At 35.6% G+C, this 15725-nt stretch carries 16 protein-coding genes; 2 read left to right on the top strand and 14 right to left on the bottom strand.

Going from position 1 to position 15725, the window contains the following annotated elements; genetic code table 11:
- Nucleotides 1-10: 10 nt before the first annotated feature.
- Nucleotides 11-796, bottom strand: coding sequence for a lytic transglycosylase domain-containing protein (locus F0362_RS08500; protein WP_000260235.1), 786 nt, complete (start codon nucleotides 794-796; stop codon nucleotides 11-13).
- A gap of 257 nt (nucleotides 797-1053) precedes the next feature.
- Between F0362_RS08500 and F0362_RS08495 the strand changes: the two genes are divergently transcribed.
- Nucleotides 1054-2397 (top strand): flagellin N-terminal helical domain-containing protein, encoded by a 1344-nt coding sequence (locus tag F0362_RS08495; protein WP_149889732.1) that lies wholly within the window; start codon nucleotides 1054-1056, stop codon nucleotides 2395-2397.
- A gap of 258 nt (nucleotides 2398-2655) precedes the next feature.
- Complete coding sequence (locus F0362_RS08490; RefSeq protein ID WP_149889731.1) at nucleotides 2656-3456, top strand: flagellin N-terminal helical domain-containing protein; 801 nt, start codon at nucleotides 2656-2658, stop codon at nucleotides 3454-3456.
- A gap of 95 nt (nucleotides 3457-3551) precedes the next feature.
- Here the strand turns inward: F0362_RS08490 and F0362_RS08485 are convergent, their stop codons facing one another.
- The 13 genes from F0362_RS08485 to fliE form a co-directional block, all read right to left on the bottom strand.
- Nucleotides 3552-4499: a DNA-binding domain-containing protein gene (locus F0362_RS08485; protein ID WP_000274702.1), complete on the bottom strand. Its 948-nt coding sequence runs from the start codon at nucleotides 4497-4499 to the stop codon at nucleotides 3552-3554.
- Nucleotides 4500-5148: 649 nt separating this feature from the next.
- Nucleotides 5149-6057 (bottom strand): chemotaxis protein, encoded by a 909-nt coding sequence (locus F0362_RS08480; RefSeq protein WP_000075949.1) that lies wholly within the window; start codon nucleotides 6055-6057, stop codon nucleotides 5149-5151.
- Between the two features lie 114 nt (nucleotides 6058-6171).
- Nucleotides 6172-6657: a hypothetical protein gene (locus tag F0362_RS08475; RefSeq protein WP_000068315.1), complete on the bottom strand. Its 486-nt coding sequence runs from the start codon at nucleotides 6655-6657 to the stop codon at nucleotides 6172-6174.
- Between the two features lie 313 nt (nucleotides 6658-6970).
- Entirely contained in the window at nucleotides 6971-7306 is a 336-nt protein-coding gene (locus tag F0362_RS08470) for a DUF3964 family protein (RefSeq protein WP_000198190.1), read from the bottom strand.
- Nucleotides 7307-7355: 49 nt separating this feature from the next.
- Nucleotides 7356-8579 carry a flagellar hook protein FlgE gene (locus tag F0362_RS08465; RefSeq protein WP_000588328.1) on the bottom strand — a complete coding sequence of 408 codons (1224 nt, stop codon included), beginning with the start codon at nucleotides 8577-8579 and terminating at the stop codon, nucleotides 7356-7358.
- Nucleotides 8580-8595: 16 nt separating this feature from the next.
- The gene (locus F0362_RS08460) at nucleotides 8596-9174 is read right to left on the bottom strand and encodes a flagellar hook assembly protein FlgD (protein WP_001143458.1); all 579 of its coding nucleotides are present in this window, start codon (nucleotides 9172-9174) and stop codon (nucleotides 8596-8598) included.
- A gap of 3 nt (nucleotides 9175-9177) precedes the next feature.
- A complete protein-coding gene (locus tag F0362_RS08455; protein WP_000616447.1) occupies nucleotides 9178-10287 on the bottom strand; it encodes a flagellar hook-length control protein FliK in 1110 nt (369 codons plus the stop codon).
- Between the two features lie 10 nt (nucleotides 10288-10297).
- On the bottom strand, nucleotides 10298-10708 hold the full coding sequence (locus F0362_RS08450; RefSeq protein WP_000360857.1) for a hypothetical protein: 411 nt from the start codon (nucleotides 10706-10708) through the stop codon (nucleotides 10298-10300).
- Nucleotides 10709-10824: 116 nt separating this feature from the next.
- Complete coding sequence (fliI, locus tag F0362_RS08445) at nucleotides 10825-12129, bottom strand: flagellar protein export ATPase FliI (RefSeq protein ID WP_001060540.1); 1305 nt, start codon at nucleotides 12127-12129, stop codon at nucleotides 10825-10827.
- Nucleotides 12126-12815 carry a FliH/SctL family protein gene (locus tag F0362_RS08440; protein WP_000051701.1) on the bottom strand — a complete coding sequence of 230 codons (690 nt, stop codon included), beginning with the start codon at nucleotides 12813-12815 and terminating at the stop codon, nucleotides 12126-12128. Before F0362_RS08440 ends, fliI begins: the two co-directional genes overlap by 4 nt.
- On the bottom strand, nucleotides 12802-13806 hold the full coding sequence (fliG, locus tag F0362_RS08435) for a flagellar motor switch protein FliG (protein ID WP_000883355.1): 1005 nt from the start codon (nucleotides 13804-13806) through the stop codon (nucleotides 12802-12804). Before fliG ends, F0362_RS08440 begins: the two co-directional genes overlap by 14 nt.
- A gap of 13 nt (nucleotides 13807-13819) precedes the next feature.
- Nucleotides 13820-15394, bottom strand: a complete 1575-nt coding sequence (locus tag F0362_RS08430; RefSeq protein ID WP_000411360.1) for a flagellar M-ring protein FliF C-terminal domain-containing protein — start codon at nucleotides 15392-15394, stop codon at nucleotides 13820-13822.
- A 22-nt stretch (nucleotides 15395-15416) separates the two neighbouring features.
- Nucleotides 15417-15716, bottom strand: coding sequence for a flagellar hook-basal body complex protein FliE (gene fliE / locus F0362_RS08425; RefSeq protein ID WP_000701668.1), 300 nt, complete (start codon nucleotides 15714-15716; stop codon nucleotides 15417-15419).
- Nucleotides 15717-15725 lie beyond the last annotated feature (9 nt).

The following is a 15725-nucleotide window of genomic DNA, read 5'->3' as shown; positions in this document are numbered from 1 at the left end:
ATGAAACTTCTTATTTTGAAACGTCGATATTTAATATTTTTTTAATATATCCTTGCGTTTCTTTAAATGGTGGTACGCCTCCGTACTTTCTCACATTACCAGGACCAGCATTATAAGAAGCAAGCGCCAATACTAAGTCACCGTTATTTTTCTTTAAATAACCGCTTAACTCTTTCACGCCGCCTTCAATACTTTCAGCTGGTGAAAATGGATTCTTCACACCCATCTCCTTCACATTCGCTGGCATAAGCTGCATAAGCCCCATCGCACCTGCATGTGACACCGTTTTCGGATTAAAATTAGACTCTACTTCAATCATTTTTTGAATTAACGTTTTCGGAATTCCATATGTACGGCTAACGCGATCAATAATATCCTCATACTTCCCTTCATTGGAAGAACGTATTTTTTGAATATTATACTTCTTCGTTAATTCCCACGTATCAACAGCCTCATTTTTCGTTTCTGGGAAACGTCGTTCAAACTCTTTTTGCGCGACTCGCACTTCATCTGCTTTCTTCGTTTCAGCCTTTTCTTCAGGCTTACTCACTTCCTCTACTTTATGAATAGATTGTTCCGGTTTAGTAACAACCGTTTCTATTTTCGTAGATTGTACCGGCTGACTCATATCTTCTATGTTTGCCGGCTGCGTAGTACCCTTCGTCTCCTTTGCAGGTTCACTCTGCAACTTCTCTTGAAAACGACTACTAACGAATGCTTGCGGACTACTTAGCTTTTGCTGAATTTGTCCTTTCTTATATGCAAGCACTTCTTTTACTATATTTCCAACTACCATAATATCACCTTTTCGGTAAACAAAGATAATCTAATATTAGAGTTTTTTTTTAAAGTTTGCAATAATCCTTTTAATAATTATGTAATAAAAAAATGAATATATTGTTAAACTGTTATTTTTTTATATTTATTAATTCGAATTTTTAGTTGACACCCGTTGTAGCAAGGATTACAATAAATCTCGAAATTGATTTTTTCGCATATTACCGTTTTTCAATTTGCAGAAAAGTCAATATAAAAAAATGGGGGTTTCTTAACATGAGAATTAATACAAACATTAACAGTTTACGTACGCAAGAATACATGCGTCAAAATCAAGCGAAAATGAGCAATTCTATGGACCGTTTATCAAGCGGTAAACGTATCAACAACGCATCTGACGATGCAGCAGGTCTTGCAATCGCAACTCGTATGCGTGCTCGTGAAAGCGGTCTAAACGTAGCTGCTAACAACACACAAGATGGTATGTCATTAATCCGTACAGCTGACTCAGCATTAGGTTCTGTGTCTAACATCTTACTTCGTATGCGTGACCTTGCAAACCAATCTGCAAACGGAACAAATACATCTGATAACCAAGCTGCAATGCAAAAAGAATTTGCTGAACTGCAAAAACAAATTACTTACATTGCAGATAACACACAATTCAATGATAAAAATCTATTACAGTCTAATTCATCTATTAACATTCAAACATTAGACTCTTCAGATGGTAACCAACAAATTGGTATTGACTTAAAATCAGCTTCTTTAAAATCTCTTGGAATCGAAGAATTAGCAATTGGCGCTTCTGCGAATCCACTTGCTAAAGCAACAGTATCAGCTGAAGCTTTCGACAAAGCTTCAGCTGATACTGTTGCTTTTAAAACATCAATCGACACATTAGCTGCTGGCCCTGCAGGTGCTGAGAAAGATGCTGCAGTTCTGGTTAAAGCTTATATTGAAGCAGCACCAGGTGGTAAAGCTGCTGCTAAAACTGCTATGGATGCTAATGCTGATGCTAAAAAATTAGGTGAACAATTTGACACTCTAGAAGCGGCTGAAAATGGTAAAAAAGCTGAACTTACTATGGCTACAGCTAAATCAACAGCAGATACTACTGCTAAAGGATTAGTTGACGCGTATAATACTGCTAAAACTGATGCTATGGCTGACCCTAAAGCTAAAGCATACCTTGAAGCTAAAATGGCTTATGAAAAAGACACAAGTAATGTAGCTAATAAGCAAAAATTAGACTCTACTAAAGAAGCAATGGAAAAAGATCCAGCTTCTAAAGACTTAGTTGTAAAACTAGATGCTGCTAAAGCTGCTGCTACAAATGGTACTCCATTAGATGCGGTAAGTAAAATTGATGCTGCATTAAAAACAGTTGCTGACAACCGTGCAACATTAGGTGCTACATTAAACCGTCTTGATTTTAACGTAAACAACCTTAAGAGTCAGTCTGCTAGTATGGCTTCAGCTGCTTCTCAAATCGAAGACGCTGATATGGCGAAAGAAATGTCTGAAATGACTAAGTTCAAAATCTTGAACGAAGCTGGAATCAGCATGCTTTCTCAAGCAAACCAAACGCCACAAATGGTTTCCAAATTATTACAATAAGCCATTTGAGCTAGTTTCCTGAATAAACCTCTCTGCTTGCGGAGAGGTTTATTTTTCTATATAAATAAATTATTTGTAAAACGCTTCTTTTTTTAGATGGACGGGAGCATCCGCGATATGTAGAAGCGGTCAGTGCCTATTTTGATCCCCTCTTATGTTAAAAGAACAACAGCAAATGAGCATAAACCTTTTTATCTTTTCATAGCCGTTTATTAACTTTAAAACACTAACTATATCAATCTATAAGGAGTGTCTATTATGCGTATTGGTACGAAGGTTTTAAGTATGAATGCTAGGCAGTCGTTGTATGAGAATGAGAAACGTATGGATGTTGCGATAGAGCATTTGACGACTGGTAAGAAGTTGAATAACGCTTCTGATCATCCCGCTAATGTTGCAATTGTGACTCGTATGCATGCGAGAGCAAGTGGTATGCATGTGGCGATTCGTAATAATGAGGATGCGATATCGATGCTTCGGACAGCGGAGGCTGCCCTTCAAACTATGACGAATATTTTACAGCGTATGCGTGATTTAGCCCTTCAATCTGCGAACGGTATAAATTCAAATAAAAACCGTGATTCACTACATAAAGAGTTTCAATCTTTAACAGAGCAAATTGGCTATATCGGTGAGACAACTGAGTTTAATGATTTACCCGTATTTGGCGACCAAAAACGTCCTGTTACATTAGACGATATCGGTCATACAGTAAATCTAACGAAACATATTCCCCCTTCCCCTACACAACATGACATCAAGATTTCAACAGAACAAGAAGCAAGAGTGGCGATTCGTAAAATTGAAGAGGCATTGCAAAATGTATCACTTCATCGTGCTGATCTTGGGGCTATGATGAATCGTTTACAGTTTAATATTGAAAATTTAAATAGTCAAAGTATGGCCCTAACAGATGCTTCTTCTCGAATTGAAGACGCGGATATGACGCAGGAAATGAGCGATTTTTTAAAGTTTAAATTGTTAACTGAAGTTGCGCTCAGTATGGTTTCACAGGCTAATCAAATACCGCAAATGGTTTCTAAATTACTACAATCGTAAACATTCATCTTCCTTTTTTGGAACGATTCCACACAAAACAAAAGGGAAATACATATAAACTATGTATCTCCCTTTTATTTTGTACCCAAATTTTATTACTGTGTTACAGTCATAACCTGTCCACTACGATCAACCATAATTTTCATTTTACCGTCTTGTGCGTTATATAACCCTAATTTATGCAAATCTTGTTTACATTCTTTTACGAAGTAAGGTAATGTACGAATTTGATCGATATCAGAGCTCGTAATGAAATGAATTAAATGATGCGTCATTTCTTTTATATCATGAACAAGTTCTTCCTTTTCACGCTTTAGTCGTTCATTTTCAGCTCGTAATACATGTAATTCGCCTTCGAGACCACGTACGTTCTTTTCATTTTCCGAACGCCCAGCAGCCATGCTTGAAAGCTTATAAATGCCTTCCATAAACTGATGGAGTTCATCTTCTTTTCTTTCACTACATTGACTAATTGTTTCAAAATTATCAACGATACCAGATATAACTGTTACAAGATTTTTTTCATTCTCTGTATTTTGAACTTCTTTTCTTACTTCTTGCTTGTTTTCTTTTTTCATTTCAACGATTTGTTCTTTTACGGGTGTATATTTTCGCTTTCGTCCTGGTTTTTGTTTTTCAATATTTTCAAACGGTATTTCACGTTTTTTCAATTTATAATACGTATTTTGCAATTGACTTTCTGTTTTCGGAAAAAGATTTAGTTCATTTTTACTAACGTATTTTGAAATATTTAAAATGTTTAAACCGTGACGTTGACAAAATTGATACACTTCATACAGTAACTCTAGCTCAGACTTCAGCCATGTAATTGTTGATTTTTCATAAGCTCGCATACCGCCATGTTTTTCTATATCTATTTGGAATAAAACCATTCTATTATATAAATCGACTAACTCTTCATACTCCACTCGGAATTGTTTCTCTATTTTTTTAAATTCCGTTTCTAATTTCATATCATTCATTTTATTATTTGACATGTTTTGTAAAAGTTTTAATACATTGATTGCTGTGTGGTGATACATAATCTGTGCCACTCCCCCTCATCCTTTCACAATTCTCATCTGACTCCCATGTCTTTTAAGAAATAGCAATTTTTACATATCCATATTATAACATTTCGAAATTGTCTGTCAAATAATTAACATACAAAAACGTATGGAAAGTATAAAAAAGAAAGAGTATTTTTTAATTAATATGCAATTATACATATCAATTACATATAATTATATTATATGGTATTTTCGATATATTTTCACCGAAAAAATTTGCGTTACCACGAAATATTACTAATATAAACCAAAATACGTTCTCTTATATTTTTAAACAAAAAAACGCTGCTTATTAATTAAACCAATTGAAAATCTCGAAATAGAGACGATTCTTACAACCACAAATACTCCTTCTACCTATACAGAGTATAGAATACTAAAAAGAAGCTAGCCAGTACTACTATAATGGCTAGCTCCTCTATTCCAGCTAAATAGAAAAGATTTGTACACCGCCTCTTCTATAACTATCTCAATGACTCTCTTTTCCTGCTTATGTGAAACCACTCCATATCTCTGGTCTCACATCGTACAGAACTCTATTAGGCACTGACCGCTTCCAAACTTCGCTAGAGGTTCTATTCCAGCAAAAAAAACGCTTTTTAAAACTCTTTTTAAAACTCTTTTACAACACTAACTTATCAACTAAGCCAATTAACTCTTGAATATCTGGCTTACTTACTTGAGCATTTGCTCCTACAGCTTCACCTTTATGGAATAATTCATTTGTAATTAATGAAGAGAAAATAATGACCGGTAAACGATTCATTATTTCACCATCCTTAACCACTTTCGTTAAATGATGTCCATCCATTTTTGGCATTTCAATATCAGTAATTAGCAAGTGAATGTGTTCAAACATTTTTTCCCCTTGCTCTTTCGCTAATTTTTCAATTTGTGCTAATGCTTCCGCACCATTGCTGAAGAAGTTCATTTTCGTATATCCAGCTGATGATAAAGTTTCTTCTAGTATTTGGCGAAGCATTGCTGAATCTTCTGCAATATAAATAACTTTTTCAGCACGATCTGTTTTTTGTTCTAAGCCTGAAAGTGATTTATTGTCATAACCAGTACCGCTAATTTCACATACAATTTTTTCATAGTCTAATAGTAAAATAATTTTCCCATCTAGTTTTACAATGCCAGATGTCGTTTCTTCTAGTCCCATTGATAAGGAAGCTGGTTCATCAATTTGTTCCCATGAAATACGTTGAATACGATGTACTTCGTCAACGCGGAAAATAACTTTCATTTGGTTTAATTCTGAGATGATGAATTTCGTTTGATCAAGTGGCTTTGTTGATTTTAAATTAAGAGCCGTTGCTAAGTTAATAACAGGTAAAATTTCACCACGTACTTGAACAACACCTTCAACTGCATGATGAGATTCTGGCACAGTTGTAACAGGGAATGGATTAATGATTTCACGTACTTTCATTACATTGATACTAAATAGATTTTCACCAACAGTATATGTGACAATCTCTAATTCATTTGTTCCACTTTCTAATAAAATACTTTGTGCTTGTGACATAAAGGTGTCGCTCCCCTTCCATTAATTCCGTATATTTAATTATTAAGCTTTATAAAAGAGAAAAAGTCAACTACCTATATGAAAAATATAGATAGTCGAACAATTTATTTACGCTTAATCTTGTATAAATGAAGCAAGTGCCTCTAATAACACTTCTTGTGCCCCTACAATTTCTGTCGGCATTGCTTCCCATTTTTTTGAAAGTTCCGTTTCTACTCTCATTCTTAACTCTTGATTCATTTCTTCGAGTACATATTGTTTCGTCGCTATATCAACATCAAGTAACGCGAGTGCATATAGTTCTGGATCGTTTATTTTTTTAAATAATTGTTTTAATATAGCCGGCGCTATATGTTTTAATTTTTCAATATGAATTTCCTTATCCGAAAATAGTAGCTCGTATTGAATAAACGCAACATTTTCTTTAATTACTTTAAAATAGCAATTATTTTTTTTATCATTCACAAAATAACCGTTCGGATCTGCGATAATACTCTCTACTTTACGAATTAGATCTGGCAAACTACTCGCCGCCATTACAGTCCGCTGCTCAACCTCACTCGGCGAAATGAATGTCACGCGATACTTATTCTGCGCCATCCTCCTCACCTCTCCTTTTATAAAAATGTATCAGCACAAACTATCCAAAAGGCACTCACCTGCTACGAAACGATTATCTCATCCCCAACCATACCAGTACCCTTCCATAGCTCTATTTTTACATCTCCAAGCCCCTCAGGACCAAAGATATGACCCATACTATAACTACACTTCGCTTACCACAGCTTAAACTACATTAGTAACTCTCCATATCCCTGTCCTTACACACCTGTCGAGACTCTATTAGGTACTAACCGCTCCAAAACATTGCTGGATCCACTATCCAACCCTAAAAAAGAGCTTTTAAGTGCTTTTAAGAGTTTTTCAACAACTCGATATTATTGAACCAAAACGCAATTTGCTGATCCGTTATCCCTGATAACGTAACAAAAAACTCACGGCACTTCATCTCGTCCTTAAACAGTTGATACTTCCAAACTCCATCACTACCAACACTTACGAAATAAAACTCATGAATACGGCCAATGATGGCTTCCTTTTCACCAAATGAATACTGAGGCACTTGCTTAATTTCAAATTGATCCGGTAAATATACATGCTCTTCTCGTTCCATTTTTAGCACTTGCTCGGCAAGTTCACGTTTATTTTCGAAAAAAGGCAATTGTAAAACTCGCTCTTGTCTTGTCATACGAATAAAAAATCCTTTCTACTACATTACAAGTTTTCTTTATAATATATTATCGAATTAAGTTTACAACTTCATTTAATACTTCATCTGATACTTTAATTACTTTCGCATTTCCTTGGAATCCACGTTGATACAGCATTAAGTCAACGAACTCAACAGATAAATCTACATTGGCCCCTTCTTGTGCGCCACCACGTACTTTACCTGCACCGTTTTGACCAGATGCTCCAAGTGCTAAAATACCTGTTGTATTCGTCGCTGTATAGTTACCATTACCTGTTTTCATTAGACCGCCTTCGTTCGGGAACATCGCAACAGCTAATTGGCCAGCAGATTTCATACTTCCATCAGAATATTTTACCATTACATATCCACCGTCAGCAATGAAGCAATCTTTAACCGTCGCTGCTGCTCTACCATCTACGTCTGTTACTGATAATGTTTTATCTGTTGGATGGTTTGTTAAATGACTTAAGTCTAAATTTATAGAGCCGCCATCAAATGGAATATTGGCTCTTTGCTCTTTCGGATTAGGATTTCCAACAGCATCAAATGTCATATTACCACCTGCACCTTGAACATCCTTAAACTCTGTTTCTTTTTTCGAATCATTACGCATCTGTACTTTATATGTATAATTATGTTCGCTCGTTTGTTTAAACTCTACACGCATTGTCCATGTATTCCCCGCATTATCATATACAGGTAAATCTTGTGTAATTTGTTTTTCACCAGTTGGAATATTCCCTTTAATTGTCCCTTTCGATGTTCGAATACCACCAATTGCTGTTCCCATTGGAATTTGCAATGGTCCTGGGATTCCAGATAAATCAACTTCACCAGTTGCTTCATTTGCAGGGTATGCAAATACGTATTGACCTTCAGTATTCGTAATATAGTAATCTGAAGATATCCCAAACGTACCTTTACGAGTAAATTCCATATTTCCGCCTTTTGAATCCCCTACAACGAAGAAACCATTACCTTCCATTGCTGCTTGTGTTTTACCACCTGTTAACGTAATTGTACCATCACTATAATCCGTAACCGTACCACTCATTTTCACACCGTTACCGATACTTTTCGGATTCGTTCCTGCGTATTTACCGTCACTTTTTGCACCAATTGAATTGTTATATAGTAAATCATCAAACATTGCTTTTTGTTTTTTATAACCAACGGTTTGTGCATTAGCAATATTATTTGAAGTTACACTTAATGCATTTTGTGTTGCATTCATTCCTGTAATACTTGTATATAACGCTTTAATCATAACGTATGGACACTCCTCATGAATTTGTAGTTTTTACTTCTTCAGTTGTTTTTTGCTCTTCTTTCTTGACATCCTCTGGATTCGTTTCTCCAATCGGTTTATCAGACACTCTCTCAACGAAACGAAGAGATACGACTTTATTATTAATAATGAGCTGTACATCATTATTCTCTGCAAGGCGAACCGTCTCTACTTGACCAGTTACTTTGTTTCCGTCGCCGTCAACACCTCTTACGTACTTCCCTAAAAACTTCATACCGCCATCAAGCGCTGTCGAATACATCGTCGTTCTTAAAGAGTCAACTGCTTTTGTCATATTTTGCACTTGTTCCATAAGAGATAACTGCGCTGTCTGGTTCATCATTTGATTCATATCCATTGCATTAAATGGATCTTGATGTTGGAAACTTGATAAAAATAATTTTAGGAAGTCATCTTTCCCCATTACCCCAGGAGTCTTTTGTGCTCCTGCTGAAACTCCGTTTGTTTGTTGAACTGGCGATTGTACACCATTCACAGATGCGTTTTTTGCTTGCGCTCCTGCTTGTAACGGAATATGATTTGTACTCGTTGTATTTAACCCAACTGTTGGCACGCTTTATTCCTCCAATAATCCCGCAAATTCTTTTGATTGTTGTTTCTCATGTTGCGTACTTGCTAATTTCTGCTTTTGTCTTTGTTCTTGTTCTCGCTGTTCTTTACGGTTTTCATCTTTATCCGAATAGCTAATTTGAATATTAATTTCTTTTTCTTTTAACTTTAGCCTCAATTCATCAAAAATGATTTCAACACGTTTTTTTGCATCGTGTTTTTCCATTTCTACATGCACATCAATTTGGTCGCCATGCTTTTTCATAAATACAGTTAACGTTCCAAATTTTTCTGGATTTAGCTGGAATAAAACACGTTCTTGTTTCACTACAAATTTTTGCAATGCTTCTACTTGCGCTTCCATTTTCTTTCCTAAGTCAGGTAATGTAACCTTCTCAGCGCCACTATTTGATTTTCCGATTTGATCAGTACTCGTCGCTTTATTTAATAACTCCGCACCCGTGGAACTCGAATCGCTTAACGAATCGACTTCTGGCAACGCTACCTTCACATCATCGCTCTCTGATTTCAGAAGATCTACATCTTTAGACTCTTCTTGTTTTTTTGCAATATTACAAGTTTCTGTCTCTACAACTTTCAAAGCCTGCATCATTTGCTCTGGCATCTTCACTTTGTCTAACACCATTTGCATTGTATCTTCTAAACATATAGCATTTTTAATATTCATATTTGAAAGGAGCTCTTGTAATTGTTGTAATTCACCTGCGGGTAATTCGTTAAGTTTTATATTTCCATATTCTTTATACAGCTCTTGTATTTTTTGTATGTATTGATATAACAATTCTGGTTGCACACGTAATTGCTCAATTGCAACCATTTGCTCAGATACAGCTAATAACAACTGTTCTGTCTCTTTTTTTTCTTCTTTCTTTACACTTGGTTCTTCTTTCGTTACCGATGGTTTAGAAAGATTATATTCTTTTTTCTCTTCTTTTGGTGCTTCTTCTCGTTTCGTTTTCTCCGTTTTCGGCTGCTGTTTATTTTCCATTCTCAACGTACGATCAAATGAAGGATTTTCATTTTTCGATTGTATTTCTAGCCCTTTTTCTTTTTGCGGAGGTAAACTTTGTTGCACCGGTAATACAGACTGTATCACTACATTCACCTCATCCATTCATACACATTTTTAAATCAAGAAGCATTTTTTCTTCTAGCTTTTCTTGCACTTTTGCAAGCTTCTTACAATCTTCTTGATACATTTCATCAATGACACGTTCTTTTTCTTTTACTTGTTCTAAAAGGCTTTCATTTTTTTGAATAAAACCTTCTGTTTTTTTAATTTTTCGATTCCATTCTTCTATTCTTTCAGGTGAAAACGTATGTGAAGAAAGCATGCCAGCCATAATACGTTGACCAGTTTGTACGACTTTGCTACGTGATTTCACAACGTATAAATCATATTCTTTTTTTTGTTCTATTTTTCTTTTTTCAGCTGTTAGTTCGTACACTTCTTTTAAAATATGTTCTTTTTCTTGATTTATTTGCAATTTTATCGTGTCGTACTGCTGTTTATCCACCTATTTTCATAGCCCCTTCCTATTATAACGCTCTCTTTTTCTATTATATAGTTTTTTTCCAAAAAAATCTGTGAAATATTAAAAAACAAAAAAATAAGACCCCTTTAGTAGAGGCCTTATACTATATGGTGTATCGCTTGAACGATATCATCAAATTGGAAACTATCCGATCGACCTTGCTTTAAAAACGTATTTATATCTTCTACTTTATTTTTACATTCAAAAATATAAGCATTTTCTTCATTTTCTTGAATCGTCCCTAATTTAAAGTACAATTCATTTTCTTTATAAATAGATAAGATTTTTCTCATTTCATTTGCAAGTTGCCAATGGTTAGGCGACACAATTTCTTCCATAATCCTACTTACTGAATCTAACACTGAAATGGCAGGATAATGACTAAGCGTAGCAAGCTCACGCTTTAATACAATATGCCCATCTAAAATACCACGTGCTAAATCTGGTACAGGACCGTTTAAATCGTCTCCATCAACGAGTACGGTATAAATACCTGTTATAGATCCTTTTTGTGTTTTACCGGATCGCTCTAACAACTTCTTCATATAACTTTCCATTAACAGTGTTTTACCACCAATCGGTAACTCTTTCACTGCAATATCAACACTTCGGCGCGCATCAGCAAAACGAGTAACTGAATCCATCATGAGTAGTACGTTATTGCCTTGATCACGGAAATATTCAGCAATGGATGTGGCAAGCTTTGCCGCGCGAAGTTGCATCAGATGGCTTTCATCTGACGTCGCTACAACAACAACGCTTTTCCTCATACCTTCCTCGCCTAATTCTTTTCGAATAAAGTCTTTTACTTCTCGGCCACGTTCTCCTACTAAACTAATAACGTTAATATCAGCTTTTGCATTTTTTGCAATCATTCCAAGTAAAGTAGATTTACCAACACCTGATCCAGCGAAAATACCAATCTTTTGACCGATACCAATTGTTAGCATAGAATCAATTGATTTTATTCCCGTTTCAAATACATCAGTAATCTCTTCACGCTCAAATGCATGAATAGGGGGGGCATCTAATTTTATTTTCTGTAGTGGAATGTTTTCAGCGTTCTCATTTAACACTTCACCATTCGCACTTAACACCTTTCCAAGTAAATGATCACCACGAGGTACAACAACATCTTCTGCAATTAATGTAACTGAATCCCCGTAACATACTTTTTCTGTCTGTCCAAATGGGAGTAACATATTATTCTCTTTTTCAATCGCAATTACTTCACATAAAACATTATGTTCTCCAACGAAACAAACATCGCCAATTTTTGCTTTCGGCCCTTTCGCTACGAAAAACTGTTCTTGTACACTATGAACTTTACCAATTTTCGTATAAAACGGTGTGTCGATAAACGTATTCCACTTATTCTGTTCATTTATGAGCTTGTTGTTCATACATTTTGCTCCTCAAACAACTTCTCTTCTTCCCATTTCTGACGAAGCTTCGCAAATATAGGTGCAAATTTAAATTCAAAAAACTCTTTCTCTTCCTCCAAAACAAATTCACCGAACTGCAGGGAGAAATCATATTTCCATTCTACTAATTGTAGTAACCAATACTCTTTCGTATTTTCCTTCTCTTCTTGAATACGTTCAAACGTTTCTGGATGTACTGTTATTATTAATTTTTCAAATGAAGTAGGCAACGTTTGAACGATGCCAGTTAAAATTGGTAACACATCAAGTAATCGCGAATCTACCGCTTGGTTTACGATTTTTTCTGCTAGATGAAAAGATTGATCCCACAATAACTCTGTCCATTCGTATGCTGTTTCCTGTTGTTCTTTTTGAAACTGCATACGTGCTACTTCCATCTGTTCCATTTGTTCATGAATATGCATTTGAAATTGTTCTTTATCTTGTACTAGCTGCTGACGCTCTCGTTCTAGCATTTGCTGCCCTTGTCTTAACTGATTCATTTCCATATGTAATGATTCTTGCTGGGCGCGAAGCTCTGCATGATCAGCTTGTAATTCTTCCTCTTCTATTTGGACTGAAGCTGGTTTTGGAAATTGTAATTCATACGTTTCTTCAGAAAAAGAAACAGAATTCTTCGGAATTCTGTTTTTAAATAAGGACATCCCCTTCACCTCTTTGAACGATAATTCTTCCTTCTTTTTCTAGCTTTTTAACTGTACCTGTAATCGTTTGCTGCGCTTTTTCAGCATCCGTCATCTTAAGCGGTCCTAAGCCATCTAATTCTTCTAGAATCATCTCTTTACGGTTTGAAGACATACATGTAAATAATTTCTCTTTAATTTCTTCTTTTGCAATTTTAAGTGCTTTCGCAAGAACACCGTTATCTGAAATTTCTTCCAATACACGGCGAAGCGCAAGATCTTCAAGACCAAGTAAATCTTCAAAGACAAACATATTTTCTTTAATTTTCTCAGATAACTCATAATCGACTTCATCCAGCTTTTGAAAGACTGTTTTTTCAACACCTCGTGAAACATTATTTAAAATGTTCACGATCGTTTTCAAGCCATCTGTTTTATTAATTGCACTAAATGCCATATTATTTAATTTCGCTTTTAACAACTCACCAATTTGATTAATTAATTCACCATCAACTTGTTCTAGTTTTGCAATACCCATTACCGTCTCTACTCGTTTATGATCTGGCAATCTCTCAATTAATTGAGAAGCAAGTTGCGGTTTAATGTAAGAAGCAATTATCGCAATCGTCTGTGGTGATTCATCATTGAGCACTGTAAGAAGTGGTTCTAAATCTGTAAGTGAATTTAAGAACTCAAACGGATTATCTTTGTTATACCAAAGATCTTCCAATAATTTTTCCAGCTCGTCTTCGGGCATGTTTTTAAATATGCGACGAATGTACTCTTTATCTGGAGTGACTAAGTTTAATTCTTTTACATTTAATTCATATAAGAACTCCCCTAGCACATTTTCTAACGTTTCTGGTTTATATACACGAAACTTCGCAATTTCACGAAGTAATACTTCTTTTTCCTCAGCTGTCATATATTCAATGACTTTTGCTGCCACCCCTTCGTCTAATGTACGAATGAGGATGGCAGCTTTTTCTTTGGAGGAGATTTCATCTAACATCGTTGTTCCTCCCTTACTGTCCGTTTAACCATTTTTTAATTACTTTTGCAGTACCTTCTACATGTTCTTTCGTAGCTTCCTGCACTTGATCATCTAACGTTGGTTCTTTCGGTCCTTCTGGTTCCGGTGTTGGCTCTGGCACTATTTTTTCTTCAGGAATTTCCAGAATACTTTCATTACTTGCGGCAATTTCCTCTTCGGCTAAGTATTCTTCATATTCCTCTTCTTCTCTCTTTTTCTTACGTCTTGCTAAGAAGAACCATACTAGACCAATTAGTGCTAACAAGCCAGCTGTAATTCCACCGAATAACCACCAGTTCATACCACTTTTTTCCGGCTCTTTCTCTTTTTCAACTTTCGGCTGGTCGAACTGAACAGTTACAACGTTAACTTGACCGTTTGTAAAGTTTCCATTCGGATCAACTTGAAGCCCAGCTGCTGTGCCAATCGCTTCTTTGAAAGTCGTCATATCAATTTTTCGTTTTACTAACGTATCATTATCTACCCATACAACAACATTTGTTTTCGTTAATTCTGGATGTTTCTTAATTGTTTCAACTGTTTTATCTATTTCATAGTTTTCAATTTTGTTACCATTTTTATTATCATAGACAACTTTACCGTTTTGATTATTGTTCGTACCGTAGTTTGGCACGTCACCGTTCGCTGTAATACCAGCACCTTGCTTCGTATCTGCTCCTTCTTGTGCAGTAGAGCTTTCCTCTTGCTCTTGTTTACTACGAAGCACACCTTTATCACCATATTTTTCTGATTGACGTGTAACCTCATCGTAGTTTACAGAAACTTTTGTATTTACTTTATATTCATTTGACTTAAACATCGTCATTAACGTTGCGTCAATATCTTGCTTTAACTTACCTTCAATTTGATGCTGCATCTCTACTTCTTTTTCATAAGAAGAGGAACTGTTAGAATGCGCTTCATCTGCTCCTTTTGAGATGATACCTTTTTTACTATCAATAACACTTACTTCTTCTGCTTTCACGCCAGGAACTGCCGCACTAATCATTTGCTGTATACCAGCAACTTGATCAGCTGTTAATAATTGTCCACGCTTCACACCAACAGTAATCGCCGCTGTTCCCTTTGCTTTTTCTTCATCAAAAATTGTTTCTTTTTCAGGTAATGTAATTTGAACATTTGCCGTTTCAACCGTCGCAAAATTTCGTACAATATCTTGCTCCAATTGTTTTTTCGTACCGACAATTTGCTTCATTTTTTTATCTTGCTCACTTGACCCGAGCGAGCTTTCTAATAATATTTCCTCGCCGCTCTTAGAATTAAACGGTAAGCCCATTCCATTCATTTCTTTTCGAACCCATGGAGCATCATTCTTTTGCACACGAATTGAACCATCGGCCGCTAATTGGTAATCGACACCTAACTTCGATAATTCTGCTGTAATCTCTTGCTTATCTGCATCATTTAAATTTTGATATACAACAACATATTTATCTGGCAAGGTGAAGTATAAAAGTGCTCCTGTTACAACCGCTAAAAGCGCAGCACCGATTACTAACTTATGCCACGTTTTTAACGATTGGATAACATTTTTTATCTTTTCCATTTAAACACACCCGTCCACTTTCCTAAATTTGCATATTAATTAGTGACTTATAATTTTCAATAAGATTATCACGTACGAGAGCAGCCGTTTTCATTTGAGATTCAGCTTTTTTTTGCTGAATTAAAACGTCATGTGTTTCTCCTACCCCTTTTGTTAATAAATCATATACTGCTGTTTGCGCATTATTTTGCGTTTGATTCATATCTTCCAATAAATCAATAAACTTTTTTCCCGGAGCTACAGAAGTTTCCGAAGTTTTCGGTGCACCAATTGACTGAATTGCTCCAAATGGCTGTGTATGTAACATTGGTTGAATTTTCATATCCCTATC

Source organism: Bacillus sp. BS98 (assembly GCF_008432245.1).
Classification (GTDB): domain Bacteria; phylum Bacillota; class Bacilli; order Bacillales; family Bacillaceae_G; genus Bacillus_A; species Bacillus_A toyonensis.
The sequence above is the reverse complement of the archived record's forward strand: the minus strand, read 5'-3'. Positions and strand labels throughout refer to the sequence as shown.